This is a genomic window from Sutcliffiella horikoshii (assembly GCF_008180725.1).
GTDB lineage: Bacteria > Bacillota > Bacilli > Bacillales > Bacillaceae_I > Sutcliffiella_A > Sutcliffiella_A horikoshii_B.
Genome location: NZ_VTEV01000001.1, coordinates 522,279 through 545,689, shown reverse-complemented (window position 1 = coordinate 545,689; position 23,411 = coordinate 522,279). Strand labels below are relative to the sequence as shown.

The following is a 23,411-nucleotide window of genomic DNA, read 5'->3' as shown; positions in this document are numbered from 1 at the left end:
AGGGAGAACTGTCTAATAGAAGGGTTCTATAAGCCCGAACCCCCGTCTGAAAAGGGAGAACTGTCTAATAGAATGGTTCTATAAGCCCGAACCCCCATCTGAAGAGGGAGAACTGTCTAATAGAAGGGTTCTATAAGCCCGAACCCCCGTCTGAAAAGGGAGAACTGTCTAATAGAATGGTTCTATAAGCCCGAACCCCTATCTGAAGAGGGAGAACTGTCTAATAGAAGGGTTCTATAAGCCCGAACCCCCGTTTGAAAAGAGAGAACTGTCTAATAGAATGGTTCTATAAGCCCGAACCCCCGTCTGAAAAGGAAGAACTGTCTAATAGAAGCGCTCTAAAAGCCCGAAGCCCTGTTTTAAGAGGAGGAACTGTCTAATAGAAGCGTTCTATATGCCCGAAGCCCTGTTTGAAGAGAAGGAACTGTCTAATAGAAGCGTTCTAAAAGCCCGAAGCCCTGTTTGAAGAGGAGGAACTGTCTAATAGAAGCGCTCTATAAGCCCGAACCCCCGTCTGAAAAGGGAGAACTGTCTAATAGAAGGGTTCTATAAGCCCGAACCTCCGTCTGAAAGTCAAGTCCATATTAAAGTGTAAAAATAGTTACAAAGAGTTCCAAGGATTAATCGCCTATGACGACGGCTCCTCTGTTTTTTCACCTTCACCGGTCGTCATACACCTCCTATGACGACCACTCCTCTGCTTTTTCACCCTCACTGGTTGTCATACACCTCCTATGACGACCACTCCTCTGCTTTTTCACCTTCACCGGTCGTCATACACTCTCTATGACGACGGCTCCTCTGCTTTTTCACCCTCATTGGTCGTCATACACTCCATCTGAAGAGGGAGAACTGTCTAATAGAAGCGCTCTATAAGCCCGCCCCCCCGTCTGGAAAAGGAAGCAATGTTAAATAGACATTCATATGATAGGTATATTCTACTAAATATCCCCATTTCTGAAACTAATTATCATCCCATTTCGTATCAACAATAGGAAAACAAAGAGTTTACTTGAAAAATATAACTTTTTGTTATTACTGTTATTTTTATCCTGTAAAGGGGTAAAAGAAAATAGTCTATAAAACAAACAGGGAACAGGAGAGGATTATGTGAAAGCTTTGAAAATGATGTTGGTGGGGATCTTGGCTGTCATGTTACTAACAGCCTGTGGCAACTCCTCTAATGGGGCCAGTGGGAATGTTGAGGGGAATGCAGAAGCGGAAGAGACCACTAACGAGGAAACAACTAATGAGGTAGAGGAAGTGGATGCCACAGAAGAAACAGAAGAACAAGAAGCGCTGACTGCAGATGAAGTCCTACAGAAATCAACTGAAGCAATGGCTAAACTATCCAGTTATTCAATGGAAATGATCTCAGATCAAGAAATATCCATGGCAAATGAAGAGACTATAAAAATGGTTACCACCACGACAACTGATATGTCTTTAAATCCGATGGCTATGTATCAGGTGACGTCCATTGAAGATGCCGATGGAATGATGGATGGCATGGAAAATGAATCGTATTTCTCTGAAGACGGTTTCTTCGTATACGATTCCGTGGCTGGACAATGGTATAAAATGCCGGAAGAATTTACAACCCAGATAAACGAAATGTCTGAAATGCAAGGAAATCCGGCTGAACAGTTGGAGATGCTGAAAGACTACACTGATAAGATTACCATGACAGAAGAAGAAGATCACTATGTGTTGAACTTTGAAGGATCTGGTGAACAATTTAATGAATTGGCTGGAATGATTGGCGGTATGATGGGAGACGGCATGGGAGAAGTGATGCAAGAGATGCTCTCCATGATGACAGTTAACCAGTTAAGTTATTTGGTTCATATTGATAAAGAAAGCTTCTATCAAACAAAGGTTTTATTGAACATGGATATGGAAATGGATGTTGACGGGGAAAAGGTGTCAAGCATTCAGGTGATGGATTCAACATTAACGAATTTTGATGAAGTTGGGGAAATTACGGTCCCTCAAGAAGTCATTGAAAGCGCACAGGAAATTACACAAGAAGATCTGGAACAAATGGAACAGCAAGGAAGCTACTAAAAAAGAACGGGAGGAGCCAGTTTAAAGCTTCCTCCCTTATTTACGTTATTCGCAATTTTACAGGTTGATAGTCATAAAGTTTTCCTTCGTAAATCCATTCTAGCCGGTCGCTTTGTCTGAAGTCATCAGGGGTAACTAGGGAGGGGAGTTTATCCCATAATTTGATACCAGAGCGATGAAGAACATCTGAAACGAACTGGGAACAGAAATAACTGGAATCAATTTCTACAGGCTCGTTTATGGAAACGCCAATTACGCCGAGCAAATTATAAAACCACTTTGTTTCTTTCTTTTGAAAGACCCCAATGATTCTCCGCATTTTTTCCACTTCTCGTTGACTTACGGCCATTTTATAGATAACACATGTTGTGCCGGGATACTTTCTATACGTTCCATTCTCCACATCTTCCCGAACAAAGCCGCCATTAAAAGGGTTACTTGGCCGTTTTCTGCCAAAGCTGTATAACTCCTTTAAATCACTGTCAAACGAAAGGGAGACGTGATTATATGGGGCCTTCGTGTACTTCTTTATGGATTTGGTAAATAAGGTACCAGTATCAGTAAGTAATATGTATACATATGTATCTCCCAACATTCCCCACACCTTTGTAAGAATTATTTCTACTATTATAGTATATAATTTCTCTTGACCAAAATTAACCATTAATTTCATAATAATAGGTAGATAGGGGGATTATTATGTTTATTTTCGAGAAAGAAGCAGTCATAACGTTATTAGTTATTGCATTTGGATTAAGTGTATTTAGTACAATCTTTTACATAGTAAAAAGGAATACAACGTCTAAGGACTTTTCAGATTTATCAGTGCGGGTGAAAACGTGGTGGGGGATGCTTGCAGTATTTAGCATTGCGACGTTGTTTCATCCAATGGTATCTTTATTTGCCCTTATGTTTTTATGTTTTTTTTCATTAAAAGAGTATTTCTCGATATTGCGAACCCGTAAGGTCGACAGGCAATTATTTTTATGGGCGTATCTCTCTATTCCTATCCAGTTTTATTGGATCTATATCGGATGGTACGGCATGTTCATTGTGTTCATTCCAGTCTATGTATTCCTCTTCTTGCCGCTTCCGAGGATACTTGGGAAAGGAACGGTTGGTTTCCTTCGCTCCGTTTCCTCCACACAATGGGGATTGATGCTCATGGTATTCGGTCTGAGTCACCTCGCGTTTTATCAAGTTGCAACCCCGGAGTATGGTGCGAACATTGTGTTATATTTGGTTGTGCTGACACAATTGCATGATGTGGTTCAATATTTGATTTCGCTTTATATCGGTAAAAAGAAAGTTATTCCATCTTCCAACCCGAACATAACGTGGGAGGGCTTTCTCATTTCCACTTTTGTCACGACAGGAGTTTCCTATAATCTGTTCTCCTATTTAACTCCATTAAATGAGTTGTTCGGTTTATTATCGGGTCTAATTATTAGTGTTGCTTGTTTTGGAGGCAGTTTAGCAGTATCGGTTTTGAAGCGCGATCTGTTAGTGGGGGATGATGAGAAAGCATCTGTGCTGAAGAAAAGCTATTTAACGAGGGTGGATAGCCTTGCATACTCGGCTCCGGTTTTCTTCCACGTTATCCGGTATTATTTTGATTTTATGTAGGGTTTTAGGCTTGTGTTTAAAGGGGTAACAGAAATACATCTTTCGAATCACATAATTTCACATCTCGCCTAATATTTTACAATAACAGAATATTGGGAGGAATGATGTATGAAGCTGCTTATTTTCTGTGATCCTGGAATTGATGATGCGATGGCTTTAATCTATGCACTACTTCATCCAAAAATAGAAGTACTTGGACTTGTATGCAGCTACGGAAATGTGGATAAGATCACTGCTGCTTATAATACAGCTCATATTTTGCAATTGGCTGGCAGGATGGACATCCCAATATTCAATGGTGCAGAAATGCCGGTTTCCGGAGAACTTGCCAACTACTATCCTGAAATTCATGGAGAGGACGGTATTGGTCCTATAAAAGTGAAAAAAGCGTCATACCAGTTTAGAATTCGTAACCTTGGTGAGGTATTTGAAATTATTAAGCGTAATAAAGACTTAGTCATTGCCGACCTAGGTAGATCGACCACTTTGGCTGCATGTTTCTTATTAAACAGGGAAGTAATGAGAGAGGTAAAAGAGCTTCATATAATGGGCGGTGCTTTCATGGTCCCTGGAAATGTTACCCCTGTAGCCGAAGCAAATTTCTTTGGAGACCCGACCTCAGCAAATCTATTGTTAGCTCACGGTAAAAAAGTGTTTCTAACCCCTCTAAATGTCACGCAAAAGGCAATTATTACGAATGATCATGCGGAGGCGCTTGAGTACTATACTAAAAATATATTTAAAGAAATGTACGTTCCGATTATTAATTATTATGCGAAAGCCTATTCAAAACTGTTACCGGGAATAGAAGGCGCGCCGTTTCATGATTTGTTAACCGTTTATTCAGCTGCCCATCCAGAGAGGATGCAGTACTTGGCTAAAAAAGTGCATGTCGTTGTAGAAGGAAAAACACGTGGGAAATCATTTGCTGACTTTCGTCATATGAACGTGGAAAATGAGAGTAAACATCACATCGCTTTAGGCTTCGACTATGAGCATTTTTTGCAAGAAGTGTTTCAAATATTAACAAGACCCTTATAATGAGAGAAAGTTTCAACAATGGAAGGAGAAAATAAAAATGATTTCTGAGAAAGAAAAAATGCTTGCTGGCGAGTTGTACAAACCATGGGATACAGAGTTAATGAAGAAAAGAGCCAATGCAAGAAGACTAAGTCGACTAATCAATGAAACTACAGAAACGCAAGGAGACCAAAGAGTAGAACTGCTTAAGGAGCTTTTTGGATCCACGGGAGAAAATGTCTTTCTCGAACCAAACTTCCGTTGTGACTATGGATACAATATCCATGTAGGGGAAAACTTCTTCGCAAACTTTGATTGCTGCATACTTGATGTGTGCAAAGTGGAGTTTGGTGATAATTGTATGCTTGCGCCAGGTGTTCATATTTATACCGCAACGCATCCCATCGATCCGGTTGAAAGAAACAAAGGACCAGAATACGGAATTCCAGTCAAAATAGGCAACAACGTTTGGATCGGTGGCAGTGCCGTCATAAATCCAGGAGTCACAATCGGGGATAATGTGGTTGTCGCGTCGGGAGCTGTTGTGACGAAAGATGTGCCTCCAAATGTAGTAATCGGAGGAAATCCAGCCAGAATCATAAAAGAAATAGAAGTAAAATAAAGAATCTATCATTTTTCCTAGTAATCGTTGCATATAATGTAACGATTCTTCTTTTGTTTTTACATATGTATCTTTGCTTATAGTTTAATTGCGGAACTGTACATACTAGTGTTTTTGGTGGGAGGGACGGTTTTGGAAAAAGAAGAGCATTCCTTATTTGATCAACCTATCATAGCCTTTGGCTTGCCAATACTTATAATGCTGTTTGGAGTATTTTTGCTTGTGGAAGCACATAATTCAGGGAAACTGAAATACATCCCGGTGGTGTTCATTCTGCTTGGGTTATCCGAAATTATCCGTGCTGTGATGAGACGGCATTATCGTCCGACGAAGAGGAAGCGAGCAGAAATTAATCAAAAAAGTGGACATGTTGCTTATATTCTCATGGCTACAAGTGTGGTATGTTCGGTGTTGCTTTTGATTATGGAGCGGATTTCGGTGGAGATGGTGTTGTATGTGCAGTTGTCGATGGCGATTGTAGTATATCCGTTGTTGAAATTGATTTTATTAGTGCGGCATTACTAAAGTGACGGGAGGCCCGTCACTTTTTAAGTTGTTTGATGGAATAGAAGGTTCCTCTCCAAATGATGCCGCCTCTGTGGAGAGTGAGGATGGTTGCTCTCGCGATACTGTACATAAAAAGCAAGACAGTGATAGGGAAGACTGTTATATATATATTTGCTCCTTTTGCCATTTTGTTTGCTGTTTCGTTGTAAGCTAGAACTAACATGATAATACTGAAAGCGTAAATCAGTTGAGTGGTCCCTGTCGTCATTAACAAGGCGATAAAAGGGAAGAGTTGTGATAAAAATAAACCGCTAAGGGCAAACAACACCATAAAGTAGCTGTAAAAGAGCCCTGCAAAGGTGTTCTTCTCCAATCCGATAAGTGCCGAACGCAGGTCAGGGTACCATTCTACTTGCAGGTGTTCCAGCGCCAGGGCTAAATGTTGTTTTTTCCCGGACTCTTTGATCTGCCTGCCAAGCATCAGGTCATCATCAGGTCTCATTTTTATATTTTTATGCGTCCCGATTTCTTCATAAGCATCTTTAGATAAAAGGTTGAAAGCTCCAATGCCGATTGCAGACTTACTTTTAGGATCATTGGATTTCCAGGGCCGTTTAAAGTAACCAAAGCCAAAAAGGAAGAAGGAGACGAATGCGTTGGTCCAGAAACTGCTTCCTTTTAAATTGGGAGCAAGGGTTAAATGGTCGAGTTTCATGTCTTGAAAGTATGTTATTGCTTTTGAGATGGTATCTCTTTTGAATTGGATGTCTGCGTCGGTAAAAAGGATATACTGGCCTTTGCTTTGAAGGTAGCCTTCATACAGTGCGTGATTTTTTCCGAGCCAACCATCTTTAAGTTTTTTTATATGAATACATTTCATTCTCGGTTCTTTTTCCGCCAATTGTTCTAAAATGGTGCCGGTCCGGTCAGTAGAACGGTCATTAACTACAAGCCATTCTATATTGTGATAAGTTTGCTGAAATTGAGATAGCAGGCTAGCTTCTATATATTTTTCTTCATCTTTGGCAGCGACAATGATGGACAGAAGTGGACCGTTGCTATGCAAACTTTCATCTTCTTTTACAAATTTTAGTTTTGCAATCTTCTTCATACCTATCTTTGCATCCAGCCATACAGCAAACCAGAATAGAAGGGTGAATATTGCTAAATAGAGCATCTTTGTCCCTCCAGTAGTTGATTCCTGTATTTTACCAGAAGCAAGGAGGTAAAAGCACCTCTTGAGGTGTAATGGAACATAAGAGAAAATTACTTTGAATATTCTCACTCTAAAAATCAGATATGGTATAATATAGGAAAAAAGGTACAAGAAGGTTGTGGAACGATGTGATCTGGGTTTTTTTTATTAGTTTTACCGTACTTGTCGCTATATTCTTCTATTTTCTAAATCTATCATTAAGAAAACATCATGAAATCTATGGTAGCAAATTTGTACGCCCCTCCATGTGTGTGTCATGTGGAAGGGAATACTTTAATAGTGCTTCTAATTTCTGCGATGGTTGTAAAAGTAGGGGATGATTCTAGAAATAGAGTCATCTTTTTATTTTGCCCTTCTAATTTCTATCAAACAGGCATACAAATTAGATAGAAAGGAGGGGGGGAAGATAGAAACTACTAAGCGAAAGGGATTTTTTCTTTTTATAAATAACACCGTCCTATTCATGGTGATCTTATTCATTGTTATTTCCACCATTACAAGCGTCTTATCTACTAAACTCTCCTCTGAGTATATTGGGAATATATTGAGAAAGGTACAGTCTATTGAACTTTACTTAAATGTCATTCAATCACAAAATCATTATTTGACTGGTAAGGATGTCGAGGTTCCCAAGCTCCCTATTTTGGAATTAACTTTTGAATTAGCAACTAACTTAAAACCTTATGATATCAGAAGTTTTCTAGGAAATGAGATTCCTGGTTTTTATGCGTATGACACCCAGTTCTATGTGGCAGGGAAAGGGACTGATTATACAGATATCCCGTTTGAATCAGTTGCCCCGATGGAAGTTCTGTTAAAGGAAAGAGAAATTGCGGAGGAAATGCTTCTTGTTGACGAAAAAGAGGATGAGCCATCCCCCCCTGCACCGGAAAAATCTATGGATGAAACCGTTGTGCATATCTATCAGTCTCATAGTTGGGAATCTTACCTCCCGCTATTAAGGGGAGTAAGCGAACCGGATGATGCAACGAGTAATAATCCTGAAGCCAATGTTATAGCAGTTGGAAAAATGCTCAAAAACGAACTTGCTGATAAAGGAATAAAAGCGAATCATGATACGAGAAATGTTCCAAAGGACCTTGCTGCAAGAGGATGGAATTACAATCACTCCTATCAATATTCTAGAGAAACAGTGAAAGCTGCAATGACATTTAATAGTGATGTGGAATATTTAATTGATATTCACCGTGACGCTTTACGAAAAGAAAAGACAACCGAAGTGATAGAAGGAAAAAGCTATGCTAGACTTTTGTTTGTGGTGGGGACAGCTCATAAAGGATATGAAAAAAATCTAGAATTTGCAGAACGAATCCATCATGCTATTGAGAAAAAGTATCCGGGTTTGAGCAGGGGAGTCATCCCTAAAGGTAAATCTACAGGAAACGGTTTATATAATCAGGATCTTTCCAACCGTGCCATTCTTTTAGAAGTTGGCGGGGTGGACAATAACCTGGAAGAGGCGCGAAACTCCATAAAGGCGTTTGCAGATATCTACAGTGAAATCGTTTGGGAGGAGCGAGAAGCAGGAGAGTTTTGATAAAGGAGTGAGAGGAATCAAATATGCATTTTTTTGGCTAGTAGTTATGTTTGTGGCTATAATCATTTCGTTTAATTATTTTCACTGGATAGCTACATTGGCATCTTTTATGGCCGGTGTTATCGTTATTTCTATTTCATTGTTTGAGGATTTTTATATGGCAAAATAAAGGGGCGGAAGTTATTCTGCCTTTTTTAATTTTTAGAGAGTGTGAGGTTTGGTTTTACTAGAAGTGGCCTTGGGTAGTTAGGTTGGTCTTTTTTTGGTGGCAGCATCAGGTATGCTTCTACACTTTAATCTCTATCTTCTCCCTGTAATTTTTGAGGTTCTACATTTCCCGGACTAGCTTCTACATTTCCCAGCCGTACTTCTACCTTTTATATCAAATGTTCTTCATTCAGGCTAATTCAAAAAATTTACTCCGAAAAATGATTGATATGGTTCTATCAAAAATAATAGCTACCAAACTGCAGCATGTGCTATAGCATGTTGCTTTTCTTTTGTTTTAGGGAATAGTATCGGTGAGCAATAAATTTGCTATCCATTTATGCATTTGAAATAATGCACACAAAAGTTAAGGGAGAGTGTTATCAATGAAAGTAACTGTAGTTGGAGCAAACGGACAGATCGGAAAACAACTCGTACATTTTTTAAAAAAGGAAGATGGATACACTCCTATAGCAATGGTTCGGAAAGAAGAGCAAGCAGATAATTTCGCAAAAGACGGTATTGAAACAGTATTGGCTGATTTGGAAGGATCGGTAGATGACCTTGTGAAGGCCCTTAGTGGGAGTGATGCAGTGGTGTTCACAGCGGGATCTGGAGGAAGCACAGGGGCAGACATGACATTGTTGATCGATTTAGATGGTGCTGTTAAAACGATAGAAGCTGCTGAAAAAGCTGGTATTTCTCGTTATGTCATGGTAAGTGCGTTTCAAGCGGACAACCGGAAAAATTGGAATGACGAGCTACGTCCCTACTATGTAGCCAAGCATTATGCAGATAAGGTGTTAATGGCAAGTGGCTTAGACTATACCATTGTGCGACCTGGTGGCTTAGTGAATGAATCAGGTACTGGCAAGGTGAAAATCGGTGACAACATTGAGCCAGGATCGATCGCTAGAGCAGATGTAGCAAAAGTTTTGCTAGCAGTACTAGGAGCTAAGAATACGTATGGGGCTGCATTTGACGTAGTTGCAGGTGAAGATGGCGTAGAGGATGCTGTGAGTAATTTATAAATAGGAAAGTCTAGACTGTCTCTTTGGAAGAGGCAGTCTTTTTAAGTCTCCATTTTAACTTATTTTCCAAATTGGGGATTTTATTTTCCGTTAGCGGTATATATGAGCCGTTTTGACCAAAATATTTTCCAAACTCAATCATTTATTTTCCGTTACAGTAATATACGAGCCGTTCGACAATAACCTTTCAAAAATCTACACCCCCTCAAATTAATAAATAAACATTTGAAACAAATCCCACCCCCATTTCGTTATAGTAATTGAACAACAAAATTATATAAGGAAAAACAATAATGATAACTAAAAAACGAGTAAAAACGTTAACGAAAATCGCTCTTGTTCCGCTGCTAATCTACCTGATCATCGTCCACTCCCTCATATACCAAACTGCAAAGCAGGAACCTCCTAAAGGTGTAGATTACCTAATTGTCCTTGGCGCAAGAGTGAAGGGGGAAGTGATGACGAAGGCCCTATTATTTAGAGTGGAAGCAGCGCTAGAGTACCTAGAAGAAAATCCAAACACGAAAGTCATTGCATCAGGCGGACAGGGGCCAGGAGAGGATATTACAGAAGCGGAGGCAATGAGGAGGTACTTTGTAGGACATGGCATTGATGAGAACAGAATCATATTGGAAGACCAGTCAACTACCACTTTTGAAAACTTATCTTTTTCCAAAGCTCTGATGGAAGAAGGGGTTTCTGTTGCCATTGTAAGCAATGATTTTCATATGTATCGGGCATCCGTTATCGGAAAAAGACTGGATTTTGCAGAGGTTCACACACTTGCAGGGAAGACTCCGACAATAGCAATCTTCAAGCTATGGTCTCGTGAATATTTCGCTGTTGCGAAGACTTGGATAATGGATAAATAGTGCGAGAGAACCCACAACCACCAACCCCAAAAACCTCCTTCCAAAATGGAGGTTTTTTCTATTCCCACTTTCCTATATAATAAGCAGTACTAGAAATAATGAGGTGACAGCATGCTATATATACTTTCTCAGCTCGGATTCAGCTTTATAGCAGCGGCAGGTTTTGGGGTCCTTTTTAATGCACCGAGAAGGGCTTTGGGCCATTGCGGCACGGTTGGGATGATTGGCTGGATTTTTTACATATTATTGGCCGATGCAGGGGTGGATCCGGTGGTGGCTTCGTTTGTTGGGGCGTTTATGGTGGCGCTTGTAGGTCATATTATGGCTAAGCGATTCCGGATGCCCATGATTATATTCAGTGTGGCTGGGATCATCCCGCTTGTACCAGGGGGTCTGGCGTACAATACAATGCGGCAAATTGCGGAAAATGATTACCTTGGAGCCATTCCCTTAGCGGCAAAGGCATTTATGATTTCAGGTGCCATCGCGATGGGGCTTGTGTTTGCTGAGGTCATCATGCAGGTTATCATGAATATCGTAAAACGAGTATCAGTGGATACTAAACGTGAGGTGAGCTAGGTGACAAAGGAAATGACAGAGCGGGAAACGGAGAGAATTCTGGAAGTCTGTCTGCTTGCCGGAAGAATCATGATGGAAGGGGGAGCGGAGACATACCGGGTAGAGGATACAATGACAAGGATTGCTGCTGCATACGGTATCACAGAAACGCACAGTTTCGTTACACCTACCGGTATCATCGTTTCGCTTCAAGGAGACAATCCTACACGATTAGTAAGAATAAATTCTAGAACCACTGACTTAGAAAAGGTCGCACAAGTTAACCAGATTTCTCGTAAAATTGCCGCTTGCGAGCTTTCCGTGCAAGAGGCTCATCAATCGCTAATCCAATTAGAGAAATCACATCTGCTTTTTCCGATAAGCTATCAAATTCTCGCTGCGGCCTTTGTAAGCGGCTCTTTCCTAATAATGTTCAAGGGAGTATGGACGGATTTCCTACCAGCAATGCTAGCGGGAGGTCTTGGATATTCCGGTCTATTACTGATACAACATTACACGAGGGTTAAGTTTTTTGCAGAGTTTTTCGCATCCTTGATCATTGGCCTTGTCGCACTGGCGATGGTTACGTTTGGATATGGGATGGAATTAGATAAAATAATCATAGGTTCTGTTATGCCATTGGTTCCTGGCCTCCTTATCACAAATGCTGTTCGTGACCTGATGGTAGGGCATTTCGTTTCAGGTTTATCGAAAGGAGCGGAGGCGCTTTTTACAGCCTTTGCTATTGGAGCAGGTGTGGCAGTAGTTTTCCTCTGAGCCGCCAATCCAACCTCCTCCAACACACTGGAATATATTTCTCATTACAGTCATGACAGGTAATTAACAGTATATTTCGTTATTTTACAATAATTACTTGTTTTCAAAGAGCGGAAAACATATTAGATTAATAGTATGAAAACTTTACAGAAAGTCCTCATAACTTTGTCGGTTGTCGCACTAGTCTTAGGTGGAAATTCAGCTGCCTTAGCAGCTACTACTCACACGGTTCAGTCCGGTGATACGATGTGGAAGATTGCAGTGAAATATCAAGTTGGAGTTTCCGAATTGATTGCTGCGAATTCTTCTATTAACAATCCTGACCTAATCTATCCAGGTCAAAGAATTACTATTCCAGAAAAAGGGGAGGGGCAAACGCAAGAAGAGCAAGTTGCTAAATTAGTAAACCAGGAACGTGCTAAATACGGGTTAAAGCCTTTGAAACTTAACTGGGAGTTATCCAGAGTCGCAAGATATAAATCTCAAGATATGATAGATAAAAGATATTTCAGCCACACATCACCAACATATGGATCTCCTTTCGATATGATTCGTAACTTTGGTATTTCTTACCGATCAGCAGGTGAAAATATTGCTGCTGGGCAAAAAACACCACAAGAGGTCATGAATGCTTGGATGAACAGTGAAGGACATCGTAAAAATATCTTATCCAGCCAATATACTGAAATTGGAGTGGGCTATGCAAAAGGTGGCCAATACGGTCATTACTGGACGCAAATGTTCATCTCTAGATAATAAGAAAGGCGGTACCTCTACATGATGGTACCGCCTTTTCCTATAAAAATATCTAATTTCGATTATTTCCACTAGCAAAAATATGTCTAGTTGTATATATAAATCTTCGTATTGGTATATACAATTCTACTCACCTAAATTCCAAAATAATTCTATCCAATTTTCTTATGAAATAATATACTATTAACAGAATAAAAGCATAGAATACTAGAAAGGTGAATCATCATGAATAACTTGTCTATCCATATAAGGGATGCTGTATTAGAAGACCTACCTATAATAGTTTCCATCTATAATTCCACCATCGAAAGCAGGATGGTGACGGCAGATACTTCTCCGATCACTGTGGAAAGTAGAATGGATTGGTTTGATAAACATAATCCAAAAAGACCTTTAAAGGTAGTGGAACTAAACAATCACATCTGCGCCTGGATTAGTTTTCAAAATTTTTACGGTCGTCCGGCCTATCAAGCAACAGCGGAGGTAAGTATCTATCTTAGCGAAGAAATCAGAGGGAAGGGTCTAGGGGCAAAAATATTAGAAATAGCAATGGAAGAGTGTCCAGCTCTTCAAATTGAGAATCTATTAGCATTCATTTTTGCACATAATGTCCCAAGTATACGATTGTTCGAAAAGTATGGATTTGAAAAGTGGGGATATCTTCCTGGTGTCGCGGAACTTGATTCTGTAAAAAGGGATTTGGTGATATTGGGGAGAAGAATAGTAGAGTAGGAGGAAGTAGAATGAAATGGAAATGGGTGCTCGTCATTTTCACAGGCATACTACTAGTCACAGGAACACTACTTGCATTTAATGAAGAGGTAAGGGGAGCGGTGAAATTAGCATTGACCGGTTCACCAATTGTAACACTCTCTTCAGCAGAAGATTCCACAACAGTCATGGCGAAAATGGATAATGGTGAAGGGCTGCAGGATGTTCTCTCCCATGTGGAAGAAGATGGCTGGGAATTTGAAGAACAACTAGGTTCTACTTTTCTTTTTTCGAAAGGGGATGAGAGCCTAGTGATAATGCTGAAAATGTGGACTAACCAATATATCGTAGCAGAAATGACAGAAGGGTAGGTAGATCATGCTAAAACCGGTACCAATGCTCAGAACGGAACGACTTCAATTAAGAAGTCTAACGTTAAGAGATTCAGATGTTATTTTTTCATATTTTTCCCAACCGGATATGACGAAATTTTACGGGATGGAGCCTTTTCAGACAAAACTGGAGGCAGATAAATTCATAAAAGATTTCATTGATGACTATACAACTCTTTATAGATGGGGAATCATAGAGAAGAAAACTAATAGTCTAATAGGGACATGCGGTTTTCATGCAATATCGGAAAAGCATCAACGGGCCGAAATCGGCTATGAAATAGATATTCCTTATTGGGGAAAAGGCTATGCAACAGAGGCCATAGGAGCACTGGTTCATTTTGGGTTCGAGGGGATGAATTTCCATCGTATCGGTGCAAACGTCTATCCGGAAAATGTCGGCTCGAGAAAGGTTCTAGAAAAAGTAGGGTTTACTCATGAGGGTCTTTTGAGGGGATATTTATATCAAGGCGGCAAATTTCATGATGCAAATGTTTTTTCCATACTTAAAAAAGATCACAAACAATAAAACTTATAGAATTACAGGTCGGAACAACTACGTTTCAACCTGTATTTTTTTTGAAAAGATTTAGAAAGCATTTATAATATCCTTTGATTTCCGTTCCACGCGCTTCGCTAGCCTGCGGGCGGTCCGTCCTTGAGCCTCCCTCACTTCTTTGCGAGGTCTCAACAATGTCGCTTCTTCCCCCGCTAGACTCTTCGCCATTTGCGGAAAGGAACAGCGACGATTAACCAATCATCTAGAATTTAATTTCAGAAAAATCTATTTCTCAGAATATACTGTAAGTTTTTCTGTTATTATTATAAGATAGTAATTAGGTTGGCTTGGTATGCATTTAGGAACAAAGGGGGCATGTATATGTATCAAATAAAACGTTTGAGTGAGTGCACATTGAATCAAGCACTTGAAGCTTGGAACAAGGGGTTTGAAGGTTATTTTTTTGATGCAACCATGGATGTGGACCGATTTGCTGCTAGATTGGGTCAAGAGAATATATCCGCTGACTTATCCATTATTGCGTTTGACGGTTTGAAACCTGTAGGTCTTTTATTAAGTGGATACAAAAAGATAGGGGAAGAACTTGTTGCTTGGAATGGAGGTACAGGGGTAGCTGCGACTCACCGCAGAAAAGGGATTGGGAAGCTGTTAGTAGAAAAAGCTTGTGAATTGTATAAGGAAAAAGGGATACATACAGCTACTTTGGAAGCTATCTCAAAAAACAGACAAGCAATCGCGCTGTACGAATCCAAAGACTATCAGATTGTAGATCATGTGGTGCACCTGTCCCTAGAGACGTCGCTTGAATTAAATGACTCATTGGAATATTACCCTGTGTTTACATCGGCACATGATGCTCAGTATCTATCAAGTTATCATCATGACACGCCATGGCAAAGTCAATGGTGGTGCATGAAAGATGGTTTGACGTTGCAACTATTGGGGACTGACGGTGAAACTGCTGCATATGCCATGTTCAAAAGACAATATACCACTGATGGAACCTTAAAGGCCATTATAGTCTCTCATTGTTTTTTAAATGAAGGAGAGAAAGAACCGGAAAGAGTATTGGAAGCTTTATTCTTTCATCTTTTTCCGCCGACTGTTGCGCCTTACCAGTGTACGGTAGCATTTTTTCAAACGTCCAATAACATCGTGTTTGACTACCTTATCGACAAAGGTTTTTCGATGAAGGTAGAGCAAGTTTGGATGAAGAAGACAATAACATCTGATGTGGACTCAATGCAAAAAAGATAAGAAAATCGAGTCGAATTTTACATATTGTTTTAATTTTGGAGGGATCGTTATGATGGTTGCAAAGTTTTTAGATGAACAAAATGAACAGTTTCAGAAACTATTAAAAAAATCCACTCACGCTGGGTGGATGGCACAAACGACTGGAGAAAAGAAATGGGCAGAGGAAGCCGGTAAAGCTTCCAGTGAATTCAGCCTTTTTTATGCCAATCAAGATCGTTACAACCAGGTGAAATCATACCTGCAAGATTCAGAACTTACGATGGAACAAAGAAGACAGTTAGAAATCCTCGAGTATGGAATGAAAGAAAATCAATTGGATAAGGATACAATTGAAGAAATGTCTTCTATGTCCTCTGAACTGAATTACCTTTTTAATACGTACTTGCCTGAAGTGAATGGAAAAAAGTTATCCGCCAATGACATTAGAAATATCTTGTTGAATAGTACCGACAGCAAGGAACGCGAAGAAGCTTGGAAGGCAAGCAAAGAAGTTGGTCAAGTTGTGTCGGAAAAGCTGTTGGAACTAGTGAAAAAGCGAAATGAAGCGGCAAGGAAATTAGGCTATGAAAACTATTATGAAATGTCGTTTGCCAATCAGGAACTAGATTTAGAAGAAGTTTTTTCTATGTTCGAAAATCTAGTAGAACAATCGGATTCTACCTATCGTAGGTTGAAAAGTGAATTAGACAACGAACTAGCCAAAAAGTTTGGAGTGAAAGCGGAACAATTACGACCATGGCATTATGTGGATCCATTTTTCCAGGAAGCACCGGCAAACGAACAAACGAATCTGGATCAATATTTCAAAGGGCAAGATCTAGAAAAATTGACTGCAGACACGTTTGATTCCATGGATATGCCAATTGAAGGACTGTATGCTTCTTCTGACTTAAATCCTCGTGAAGGAAAGAACCCTACTGCGTTTTGTATGGATATGAATCGTGAGGGAGATATTCGGGTACTATGCAACAATGTAGATAATACTTATTGGATGGGGACCATGCTTCATGAATTTGGACATGCAGCGTACAATAAATATGTAAATCGTGATCTTCCCTATTTACTAAGAAGCTTCTCGCATATCTTAACAACAGAGGCCATTGCCATGTTATTCGGAAAAATGACGGAAAATAGAGAGTGGCTTTCTAAATTCTTGAAATTAGACGATGAGAAGCTTAACACATTAATGCCGTCCCTTGAAGAGCATGAACAATTGAAAATGCTAATTTCAGCAAGATGGATTATCACATTTGTTTCCTTTGAAAGAAAGCTATATGAAAACCCTGACCAGGACCTTAACGCTCTTTGGTGGGGAACAGTGGAAAAAATTCAATTGCTTCATCCACCTGAAGACCGGACCAATCCAGATTGGGCGGCAAAGATTCATTTCACACTTGCACCTGTTTATTACCAAAACTACTTGTTGGGGGAATTGACTGCTGCACAACTCTATCAGCATATCAAAAACAATGTATCTGATGAGTTCTTCTCCCTTAAGGTCGGAGCTTTTATCCGTGATGCATTCCTGGCACCCGGAGCAACCTACCATTGGAATGAAAAAATTGAAAAAGTGACGGGCGAACCACTAAACCCAGACCACTTTATAAAAGCCTATTGCCACTACGAAAAAGTAAATAACTGATAGTTTAGGGTAAGTAGATATCTCCTCTACTTACCCTTTTTTTGTTAAGTTTTTATGACTTTTCTAACAAATCCTTAAATTTGCATGAAAATCCAATGAAATTAATATAAACTAATAGATAGTGAGATTTTTCGAGTTTTTATGACAAAACACTACACCGACAATAGAGAAACTAGAAAGGTATGTAGTCTTCTATGATAAAAAAACTACAACTATGCATCATCATCCCATTACTCTTTTTGATTTTTGGGAGTTCGATAGCAGTCCAAGCAGAAGAACCCGGAGACTTATTTAGTGAGTCCGTTATATTAATAGATGCCAAATCTGGTCATATTCTTTATGAAAAAGACAGTAAACGTGAAATGTATCCGGCTAGCATCACGAAAATCGTGACAGCTATCATTGCCATTGAAGAGGGGAACCTTCAGGATATTGTAACGGTAAGTAAAAATGCAAGAGATCAAGACGGTTCAAGAGTATATTTACTAGAAGGAGAAAAGGTAACGCTTGAAAAACTGGTTCAAGGATTGATGATTAATTCTGGTAACGATGCAGGTACTGCCATAGCAGAACATTTTGATGGCAGTGAAAAAGATTTTGCCAAGAGAATGAATACATTTGTGAAGGGAAAAGTAGGCGTTGAGGATACAAATTTCACCAACCCACATGGTCTGTTTCACCCTGAACATGTGACAACTGCTCAGGATATGGCAAAGATTGCCCAATATGCAATGAAGAATGAAACATTTAGGGAGATTGTCGCGACAAAGGAAATGGAGTGGATTGGTGAAGGGTGGGAAACCACATTGTACAATCATCACCGATTATTATGGGATTACGAGGGAACAACTGGAGTGAAAAATGGATATGTGCCGGAATCAGGTCATACATTGGTTACTTCAGCCCAAAGAGATGGAATGGATCTCATTGTGGTAACCATGAAGGCAGCTTCAAAATATTACATCTACAAAGACACTATGACTCTAATGGATTATGGTTTTGGAAATTTTATTACAGATGAAATCAATAAAGGTGAAATGGTCACAGATGCTGCTGGCAGAGAGTACATGCTCGCGAAAAATGTGCATGTAGCAAAAAGAGAGGATGAAACGGTTACCTTGCGTGTAAACAAGGACAAGGATTTGGTTGTGAAAATAGGCAACCGTAGACACGTGGAAGAAAATGTGTTGGTTGAACAAGAAACAAATGATTTGACACCTGTTCCTACTGCTTCTTCATCAAATGCCACTGATTACTCAAGTGGAGATACAAGTACAAAGAGTAGTGTAGGTTCTACCATTTTTATTTTTGCAGCACTATTAATCTTCTTTTTTGTTATGAATGTGCTACAAAGAAGAAGAAGGAGAAAAAAAATGCAACAACGTTACACGGATTCGCTCGTTTATTCTAGAAGAAGCAGCTATTATAGGTAATGGAAACAGCGGAGCATCCTGTAAGAATATCAGGTTGTTCCGCTGTTTTGTATTTAGAAAGAGGGGTAGGGTATGAATAAGGGTTTGGCGAGTTGTCCAAAGATTGTATATAATGGAGATATGTAGATAATAGGAGGGAAAGATCATGCCGAGAAAAGAGAATGCGCTTAGTAAAGAGCTAGTTGAATTATTGCAAGGGGAGAAAATCGTGTCCTTGATTACAACAGACAAGGATAGCAATAAACCGAATTTAAGCATTGTATCATGGTTGGTTGCACATGAAGATGGTAAAACGATTAAATTTGCTTTAGGCCATAAGGCAGAGAGTGCGTTTAACATTCAAGAGAACCCGGAATTGATACTAGGTGTTGTAGGAGCCGGAAGCTGTTATTCCATTAACGGTAAGGGTTCCGTATCTGAAGTTATTGATAAAACAATGAAGTATCGTGTAGTGACCGTTGAAGTTGAGTCTGTGGAAGATGTCATTTTTTATGGCGGAAAAATAACGCAAGAACCTGACTATGTGAAAACATACGACGAAGACCTTGCCAAAAAGTTAGATGAAGAAGTTTATGCATTATTGAAAAGCTGATGTAACGCTGCACGGGGCTGTCCATATTTTAAGGGGCAGCCTTTTCTATTTGCCTTAAAAATCTCTCAAAGTTAATAGAAACATAGAAAAGTCATACATTTCCATATATAATGATAGAATACTAAATTTTTCTAAATGAAAGGGGTTTCTATGAAAAGTTGGTTTAAATCGAACAAACACAAACTCCTTCCCTTTGTGGCTGTTTTTCTTTTGGCTAGTGCACTAATTACTTACTATTTGTACACGTCCCCATTCCAGGAAACAGGGTCGGCAGGGGTACAAGGGAACCCTTCTTCAGGGACATTATCAACTTCAAACAATATTTCAGTTGAACAAGAAAATCCATTCAATCATAAGAGGAAACTGAATGAAGTCCATGTTGCTAATTACATTCATTGGATGTCTCATCAAAAGGTCAAAGCGGAAAGCAAATGGACCCACTATAAGATGACACCTGAGAGAATTGATTGGCTATTAGAAAAAGTCCAAGAAGCCGAGTATAAACATGAAGAAGTGTATGTGGAAATACTAACAAAATGGCAGAACGGTGACTTTTCCCATGCAGACCTAGATCATAATAGGGTCTGGTCCTTGCTTAATGGGACGATTGGGAAAGCAACGGGCGTAATGACGGAAGAAGAAGAAAAAGAATACTTAAAAAATCCAACTATCAACTTTAAATAATGGCTACAACATCACCTTATGGTAAAATGATGGGGAATTCGCATAGGGGTGGTTATTTCAGATGAATGGAATCAGAAGTTTTGCAAGAACAGAAGAGCAAGAGCTGATGGTAAAAAAAGCATCTTCTTTGGCTTCGGGCTTTTATACCCGCGCTGGCCAGTATGATCAAAAAGCTGAATTTCCTTTTGAAAATTTTCAAGCACTTAAAGATGCGGGTTTACTGGATCTTACCATCCCAAAGGAGTACGGTGGAAAAGGTGCGGGGTTGTATGAGTTTGTATTACTGCAGGAAACCATTGCACAAGGTGATGCACCAACGGCACTGAGTCTTGGATGGCACTTGGGTATCATGATGAACGAAGGGATAAATCAATCATGGCCCAAGGATATCTATAAAAAGATTTGTGGGGATATTGTAGAACACAAAAAATTGATTAACAGTGCGCATAGTGAAAGAAAGACCGGTAGCCCAGCAAGAGGAGGGAAGCCCGAAACAGTTGCCAAGAAGCTCTCCGGAGGCGGTTGGCAAATTAACGGAAGAAAAAATTTCACCTCCCTAGCGCCTGTTTTGGATTATTTCATTATCTCAGCAAGCATAGAAGGAACGGATGATGTAGGGGAGTTTTTGCTACCTCGCGAACTGGAGGGAATCTCTATTGAAGAAACGTGGAACTCTATGAGTATGAGAGCTACTAGAAGTGATGATTTGGTGTTAACGGATGTATTCGCAGATGAACAGGCACTTTTATATATAAAAAAGAAAAAAACTCCGAAACCACAAGGGTGGCTTCTTCATATACCCGCCTGTTATTTAGGCATAGCCATTGCAGCAAGAAATGAAGCTGTATCATTTGCCGATTCATACCATCCAAACAGCCTACCTCATCCGATAAGAGAAGTTCCTAAAGTAAGGGATAGGGTAGCAAGAATGGATATGGAATTGACGACAGCACGTCATCTGTTATACAGCGTGGCTAGATTATGGGATGAAAAACCAGGTAAACGAAATGATCTGATTGGAGAACTTGCGACAGCCAAGCTGGTTGCGACAAACAGTGCCATCTCAATTGTAGATGAAGCGATGAGGATAGTTGGTGCACAAAGCCTGCATGCAGAACATCCTCTTCAACGTCATTACCGAGATGTCCGGGCAGGATTACATAACCCTCCTGCAGATGAGATTACAATAGAAATGCTGGCTAAGCAGGCTTTTTTAAATAAAAGTTAAGAAAGGGTATCTTGTTGATTTACGTTCCAGGCGCTTCGCTTACCTGCGGGCGGTCCAATTCCTAGCTGTTGCTTGGAGCAAAAGGCGCAGACTCCTGAGGGAGATAGCGCTAGGTGGAGACCCCGCAGGCGTAGCCGAGGAGGCTCCACCAGCGCCCCTAGGAAAGCGAAGCCATTTGCGGAAATCAACAGCGGTGTCTATAAAAATACTAAAATCAAGACTTTTTCAATGGCCACCAAAGAAGTGAGGGAGGCTCAAGCACCGTCCCGCGGAAAGGTACAGCGCGGCAATCCAGTAACTGAAGTTTTTTAAAAAGTAAATGTCTTTTAAGAAATACAGACTGAAATAAAAAGAGAGTGATTTTATGCACGAAAAATTTAACAAAAGTAAAAGAGACTGGCGCTATCCCGTTGCACATAGAGAAGCATGGATCGGGATTGCACTGGTTCTTTTCCATTTTGCTTGGTGGTACGGTTTTGCATATGGTTTTGGTTCAAAGCCGGTCGACACCTATACATATATTTTAGGTTTTCCCACATGGTTTTTTTATAGTTGTATACTAGGTTTCATTATTATCATAATACTCGTCATTCTAGTGGTCAGGTTTTGGTTTAAGGATCTTCCTTTAGAGACAGATGAAGAAGGAGATCGTTGATGAACATACAAGTTATTATTCCTTTGCTGTTATTTCTTGTTATTATTTTCTTCATTGGAGTGTTTGCCTCCAGGAAATTAGCTAACTCCTCTTCATTTGTACAGGATTATTTCCTTGGAGGAAGAGAGCTTGGAGGGCTGTTACTTGCAATGACCATGGTCGCGACGTATGGGAGTGCCTCCAGCTTCATCGGAGGGCCGGGAATTGCTTATCATTCCGGACTCGGTTGGGTGCTGTTGGCCATGATACAGGTGGTGACAGGATATTTTGTTTTAACGATTTTAGGAAAGAAATTCGCTATTGTAGCACGGAAAATGAAAGCCATCACGCTGATCGATTTTTTAAAGGAAAGGTATCAGAATAAATGGGTCGTGTTATTATCAGCCCTTAGCATCATTCTTTTCCTCTTCTCCGCGATGGCAGCACAGTGGATTGGCGGAGCGAGGCTCATCGAGTCGATAACGGGTCTTTCTTATACCTCTGCGTTGTTTGTATTTGCAGCTTCCGTATTGGTATATGTAATCATCGGAGGATTCCGTGCGGTCGCCATTACTGACGGTGTGCAGGGAATTATCATGGTGATAGGGACGATAGTCATATTGGCAGGTACCGTCATTGCCGGTGGAGGCATACCTGCAATTATGAGCGATCTCTTGAAGGAGAATCCTAATCTTATCACCCCATTTGGAGCGGATGGGTCATTGACGCCATTATATGTCTCTTCTTTTTGGATCTTAGTTGGGGTTGGAGTAGTTGGACTTCCTCAGGTGGCTGTCAGAGCTATGTCATATAAGAATTCCAAAGCTATGCATGCAGCATTGATAATCGGTACCATCGTTGTTGGGTTCATCATGCTAGGGATGCACTTGGCAGGTGTGTTTGGAAGAGCTGTATTACCTGGCTTAGATACACCAGATACAGTCATGCCTCTATTGGCTCTGCATGTCTTGCCAGGTTGGTTGGCAGGGATTGTCTTGGCAGCTCCAATGGCTGCCATTATGTCGACGGTTGATTCTCTACTACTGATAGTGAGTTCTTCCATTGTAAAAGACGTATACTTAAATTATATACGTCCTGACGCACCAGAAAAAAATATCAAGCGTATAAGCATAGGAGTCACAGCGGTCGTAGGTGTATTAGTGTTCTTTATGGCAATAGAACCACCTGCATTTCTCATTACCTTAAACCTATTTGCATTCGGTGGGTTGGAAGCGGCCTTTATCTGGCCGGTTGTATTGGGGCTTTATTGGAAAGGTGGCAATGCGGTTGGTGCACTGGCATCCATACTTGTAGGGGTACTTTCCTATATCTATATAACTATATATTTTCCAAATGCATTTGGGATGCATAGCGTTGTAGTACCAGTCTTTCTTTCTCTTATGGCCTATATTTTATGTAGCATTGTAGGTAGTGATAGAAAGAAGCAGGAACACCAAAAAATAATTAATAAATACTTGCTTTAATAAAAGAGTAGGAGTTT

Annotated in this window: 24 protein-coding genes; 22 read left to right on the top strand and 2 right to left on the bottom strand. The window is 40.1% G+C overall.

Features of this window, described 5'->3' with window-relative positions:
• Window positions 1-1,110 precede the first annotated feature (1,110 nt).
• Window positions 1,111-2,067 (top strand): DUF6612 family protein, encoded by a 957-nt coding sequence (locus FZC76_RS02755; RefSeq protein WP_148986735.1) that lies wholly within the window; start codon window positions 1,111-1,113, stop codon window positions 2,065-2,067.
• 40 nt (window positions 2,068-2,107) lie between these two features.
• Here the strand turns inward: FZC76_RS02755 and FZC76_RS02750 are convergent, their stop codons facing one another.
• Window positions 2,108-2,662, bottom strand: a complete 555-nt coding sequence (locus FZC76_RS02750) for a C40 family peptidase (RefSeq protein WP_148986734.1) — start codon at window positions 2,660-2,662, stop codon at window positions 2,108-2,110.
• 104 nt (window positions 2,663-2,766) lie between these two features.
• On the opposite strand from FZC76_RS02750, the gene FZC76_RS02745 reads away from it, so the two are divergent.
• From FZC76_RS02745 to FZC76_RS02730, 4 genes are all read left to right on the top strand, one after another.
• Window positions 2,767-3,693: a phosphatidate cytidylyltransferase gene (locus FZC76_RS02745; protein ID WP_148986733.1), complete on the top strand. Its 927-nt coding sequence runs from the start codon at window positions 2,767-2,769 to the stop codon at window positions 3,691-3,693.
• Window positions 3,694-3,801: 108 nt separating this feature from the next.
• Window positions 3,802-4,734 (top strand): nucleoside hydrolase, encoded by a 933-nt coding sequence (locus FZC76_RS02740; RefSeq protein ID WP_148986732.1) that lies wholly within the window; start codon window positions 3,802-3,804, stop codon window positions 4,732-4,734.
• A 37-nt stretch (window positions 4,735-4,771) separates the two neighbouring features.
• Window positions 4,772-5,335, top strand: coding sequence for a sugar O-acetyltransferase (locus FZC76_RS02735; protein WP_148986731.1), 564 nt, complete (start codon window positions 4,772-4,774; stop codon window positions 5,333-5,335).
• A 132-nt stretch (window positions 5,336-5,467) separates the two neighbouring features.
• Window positions 5,468-5,860 carry a hypothetical protein gene (locus tag FZC76_RS02730; protein ID WP_148986730.1) on the top strand — a complete coding sequence of 131 codons (393 nt, stop codon included), beginning with the start codon at window positions 5,468-5,470 and terminating at the stop codon, window positions 5,858-5,860.
• Between the two features lie 16 nt (window positions 5,861-5,876).
• On the opposite strand, the gene FZC76_RS02725 is transcribed toward FZC76_RS02730, so the two are convergent.
• Window positions 5,877-7,019, bottom strand: coding sequence for a glycosyltransferase (locus FZC76_RS02725; RefSeq protein WP_148986729.1), 1,143 nt, complete (start codon window positions 7,017-7,019; stop codon window positions 5,877-5,879).
• 355 nt (window positions 7,020-7,374) lie between these two features.
• Here FZC76_RS02725 and spoIIP point away from each other — a divergent pair, with 355 nt between their 5' ends.
• From spoIIP to panF, 17 genes are all read left to right on the top strand, one after another.
• On the top strand, window positions 7,375-8,616 hold the full coding sequence (gene spoIIP / locus FZC76_RS02720; protein WP_262372356.1) for a stage II sporulation protein P: 1,242 nt from the start codon (window positions 7,375-7,377) through the stop codon (window positions 8,614-8,616).
• A 593-nt stretch (window positions 8,617-9,209) separates the two neighbouring features.
• Window positions 9,210-9,854 (top strand): SDR family oxidoreductase, encoded by a 645-nt coding sequence (locus tag FZC76_RS02715; protein ID WP_148986728.1) that lies wholly within the window; start codon window positions 9,210-9,212, stop codon window positions 9,852-9,854.
• Window positions 9,855-10,147: 293 nt separating this feature from the next.
• Window positions 10,148-10,726: a YdcF family protein gene (locus tag FZC76_RS02710; protein WP_148986727.1), complete on the top strand. Its 579-nt coding sequence runs from the start codon at window positions 10,148-10,150 to the stop codon at window positions 10,724-10,726.
• A gap of 111 nt (window positions 10,727-10,837) precedes the next feature.
• Window positions 10,838-11,305 (top strand): threonine/serine exporter family protein, encoded by a 468-nt coding sequence (locus FZC76_RS02705; RefSeq protein ID WP_148986726.1) that lies wholly within the window; start codon window positions 10,838-10,840, stop codon window positions 11,303-11,305.
• A complete protein-coding gene (locus tag FZC76_RS02700; RefSeq protein WP_392396806.1) occupies window positions 11,306-12,061 on the top strand; it encodes a threonine/serine exporter family protein in 756 nt (251 codons plus the stop codon).
• A gap of 135 nt (window positions 12,062-12,196) precedes the next feature.
• Window positions 12,197-12,817, top strand: a complete 621-nt coding sequence (gene safA, locus FZC76_RS02695; protein ID WP_148986725.1) for a SafA/ExsA family spore coat assembly protein — start codon at window positions 12,197-12,199, stop codon at window positions 12,815-12,817.
• 225 nt (window positions 12,818-13,042) lie between these two features.
• The gene (locus tag FZC76_RS02690) at window positions 13,043-13,549 is read left to right on the top strand and encodes a GNAT family N-acetyltransferase (RefSeq protein WP_148986724.1); all 507 of its coding nucleotides are present in this window, start codon (window positions 13,043-13,045) and stop codon (window positions 13,547-13,549) included.
• A gap of 11 nt (window positions 13,550-13,560) precedes the next feature.
• Window positions 13,561-13,899: a hypothetical protein gene (locus FZC76_RS02685; protein WP_148986723.1), complete on the top strand. Its 339-nt coding sequence runs from the start codon at window positions 13,561-13,563 to the stop codon at window positions 13,897-13,899.
• A gap of 7 nt (window positions 13,900-13,906) precedes the next feature.
• Window positions 13,907-14,449, top strand: a complete 543-nt coding sequence (locus FZC76_RS02680; protein ID WP_148986722.1) for a GNAT family N-acetyltransferase — start codon at window positions 13,907-13,909, stop codon at window positions 14,447-14,449.
• A 351-nt stretch (window positions 14,450-14,800) separates the two neighbouring features.
• Entirely contained in the window at window positions 14,801-15,697 is an 897-nt protein-coding gene (locus FZC76_RS02675; RefSeq protein WP_187441930.1) for a GNAT family N-acetyltransferase, read from the top strand.
• A 49-nt stretch (window positions 15,698-15,746) separates the two neighbouring features.
• On the top strand, window positions 15,747-17,339 hold the full coding sequence (locus FZC76_RS02670; protein WP_262372355.1) for a M3 family metallopeptidase: 1,593 nt from the start codon (window positions 15,747-15,749) through the stop codon (window positions 17,337-17,339).
• A 194-nt stretch (window positions 17,340-17,533) separates the two neighbouring features.
• Complete coding sequence (locus FZC76_RS02665) at window positions 17,534-18,772, top strand: D-alanyl-D-alanine carboxypeptidase family protein (RefSeq protein WP_148986720.1); 1,239 nt, start codon at window positions 17,534-17,536, stop codon at window positions 18,770-18,772.
• Window positions 18,773-18,917: 145 nt separating this feature from the next.
• Complete coding sequence (locus FZC76_RS02660; RefSeq protein WP_148986719.1) at window positions 18,918-19,364, top strand: pyridoxamine 5'-phosphate oxidase family protein; 447 nt, start codon at window positions 18,918-18,920, stop codon at window positions 19,362-19,364.
• 150 nt (window positions 19,365-19,514) lie between these two features.
• Window positions 19,515-20,048 (top strand): DUF6241 domain-containing protein, encoded by a 534-nt coding sequence (locus FZC76_RS02655; protein WP_148986718.1) that lies wholly within the window; start codon window positions 19,515-19,517, stop codon window positions 20,046-20,048.
• 61 nt (window positions 20,049-20,109) lie between these two features.
• Entirely contained in the window at window positions 20,110-21,276 is a 1,167-nt protein-coding gene (locus FZC76_RS02650; RefSeq protein WP_148986717.1) for an acyl-CoA dehydrogenase family protein, read from the top strand.
• A gap of 364 nt (window positions 21,277-21,640) precedes the next feature.
• Complete coding sequence (locus tag FZC76_RS02645) at window positions 21,641-21,931, top strand: YhdT family protein (protein ID WP_148986716.1); 291 nt, start codon at window positions 21,641-21,643, stop codon at window positions 21,929-21,931.
• Window positions 21,931-23,394 carry a sodium/pantothenate symporter gene (gene panF, locus FZC76_RS02640; protein WP_148986715.1) on the top strand — a complete coding sequence of 488 codons (1,464 nt, stop codon included), beginning with the start codon at window positions 21,931-21,933 and terminating at the stop codon, window positions 23,392-23,394. The genes FZC76_RS02645 and panF overlap by 1 nt, the downstream gene beginning before the upstream one ends.
• Window positions 23,395-23,411 lie beyond the last annotated feature (17 nt).

Bases quoted from the DNA above. Each gene is read 5' to 3' on its own strand.
- FZC76_RS02750 (WP_148986734.1), bottom strand. From the start codon at position 2,662: ATGTTGGGAGATACATATGTATACATATTACTTACTGATACTGGTACC.
- FZC76_RS02745 (WP_148986733.1), top strand. From the start codon at position 2,767: ATGTTTATTTTCGAGAAAGAAGCAGTCATAACGTTATTAGTTATTGCA.
- FZC76_RS02740 (WP_148986732.1), top strand. From the start codon at position 3,802: ATGAAGCTGCTTATTTTCTGTGATCCTGGAATTGATGATGCGATGGCT.
- FZC76_RS02735 (WP_148986731.1), top strand. From the start codon at position 4,772: ATGATTTCTGAGAAAGAAAAAATGCTTGCTGGCGAGTTGTACAAACCA.
- FZC76_RS02725 (WP_148986729.1), bottom strand. From the start codon at position 7,019: ATGCTCTATTTAGCAATATTCACCCTTCTATTCTGGTTTGCTGTATGG.
- spoIIP (WP_262372356.1), top strand. From the start codon at position 7,375: ATGATTCTAGAAATAGAGTCATCTTTTTATTTTGCCCTTCTAATTTCT.
- FZC76_RS02715 (WP_148986728.1), top strand. From the start codon at position 9,210: ATGAAAGTAACTGTAGTTGGAGCAAACGGACAGATCGGAAAACAACTC.
- FZC76_RS02710 (WP_148986727.1), top strand. From the start codon at position 10,148: ATGATAACTAAAAAACGAGTAAAAACGTTAACGAAAATCGCTCTTGTT.
- FZC76_RS02705 (WP_148986726.1), top strand. From the start codon at position 10,838: ATGCTATATATACTTTCTCAGCTCGGATTCAGCTTTATAGCAGCGGCA.
- safA (WP_148986725.1), top strand. From the start codon at position 12,197: ATGAAAACTTTACAGAAAGTCCTCATAACTTTGTCGGTTGTCGCACTA.
- FZC76_RS02690 (WP_148986724.1), top strand. From the start codon at position 13,043: ATGAATAACTTGTCTATCCATATAAGGGATGCTGTATTAGAAGACCTA.
- FZC76_RS02685 (WP_148986723.1), top strand. From the start codon at position 13,561: ATGAAATGGAAATGGGTGCTCGTCATTTTCACAGGCATACTACTAGTC.
- FZC76_RS02680 (WP_148986722.1), top strand. From the start codon at position 13,907: ATGCTAAAACCGGTACCAATGCTCAGAACGGAACGACTTCAATTAAGA.
- FZC76_RS02675 (WP_187441930.1), top strand. From the start codon at position 14,801: ATGTATCAAATAAAACGTTTGAGTGAGTGCACATTGAATCAAGCACTT.
- FZC76_RS02670 (WP_262372355.1), top strand. From the start codon at position 15,747: ATGATGGTTGCAAAGTTTTTAGATGAACAAAATGAACAGTTTCAGAAA.
- FZC76_RS02665 (WP_148986720.1), top strand. From the start codon at position 17,534: ATGATAAAAAAACTACAACTATGCATCATCATCCCATTACTCTTTTTG.
- FZC76_RS02660 (WP_148986719.1), top strand. From the start codon at position 18,918: ATGCCGAGAAAAGAGAATGCGCTTAGTAAAGAGCTAGTTGAATTATTG.
- FZC76_RS02655 (WP_148986718.1), top strand. From the start codon at position 19,515: ATGAAAAGTTGGTTTAAATCGAACAAACACAAACTCCTTCCCTTTGTG.
- FZC76_RS02650 (WP_148986717.1), top strand. From the start codon at position 20,110: ATGAATGGAATCAGAAGTTTTGCAAGAACAGAAGAGCAAGAGCTGATG.
- FZC76_RS02645 (WP_148986716.1), top strand. From the start codon at position 21,641: ATGCACGAAAAATTTAACAAAAGTAAAAGAGACTGGCGCTATCCCGTT.
- panF (WP_148986715.1), top strand. From the start codon at position 21,931: ATGAACATACAAGTTATTATTCCTTTGCTGTTATTTCTTGTTATTATT.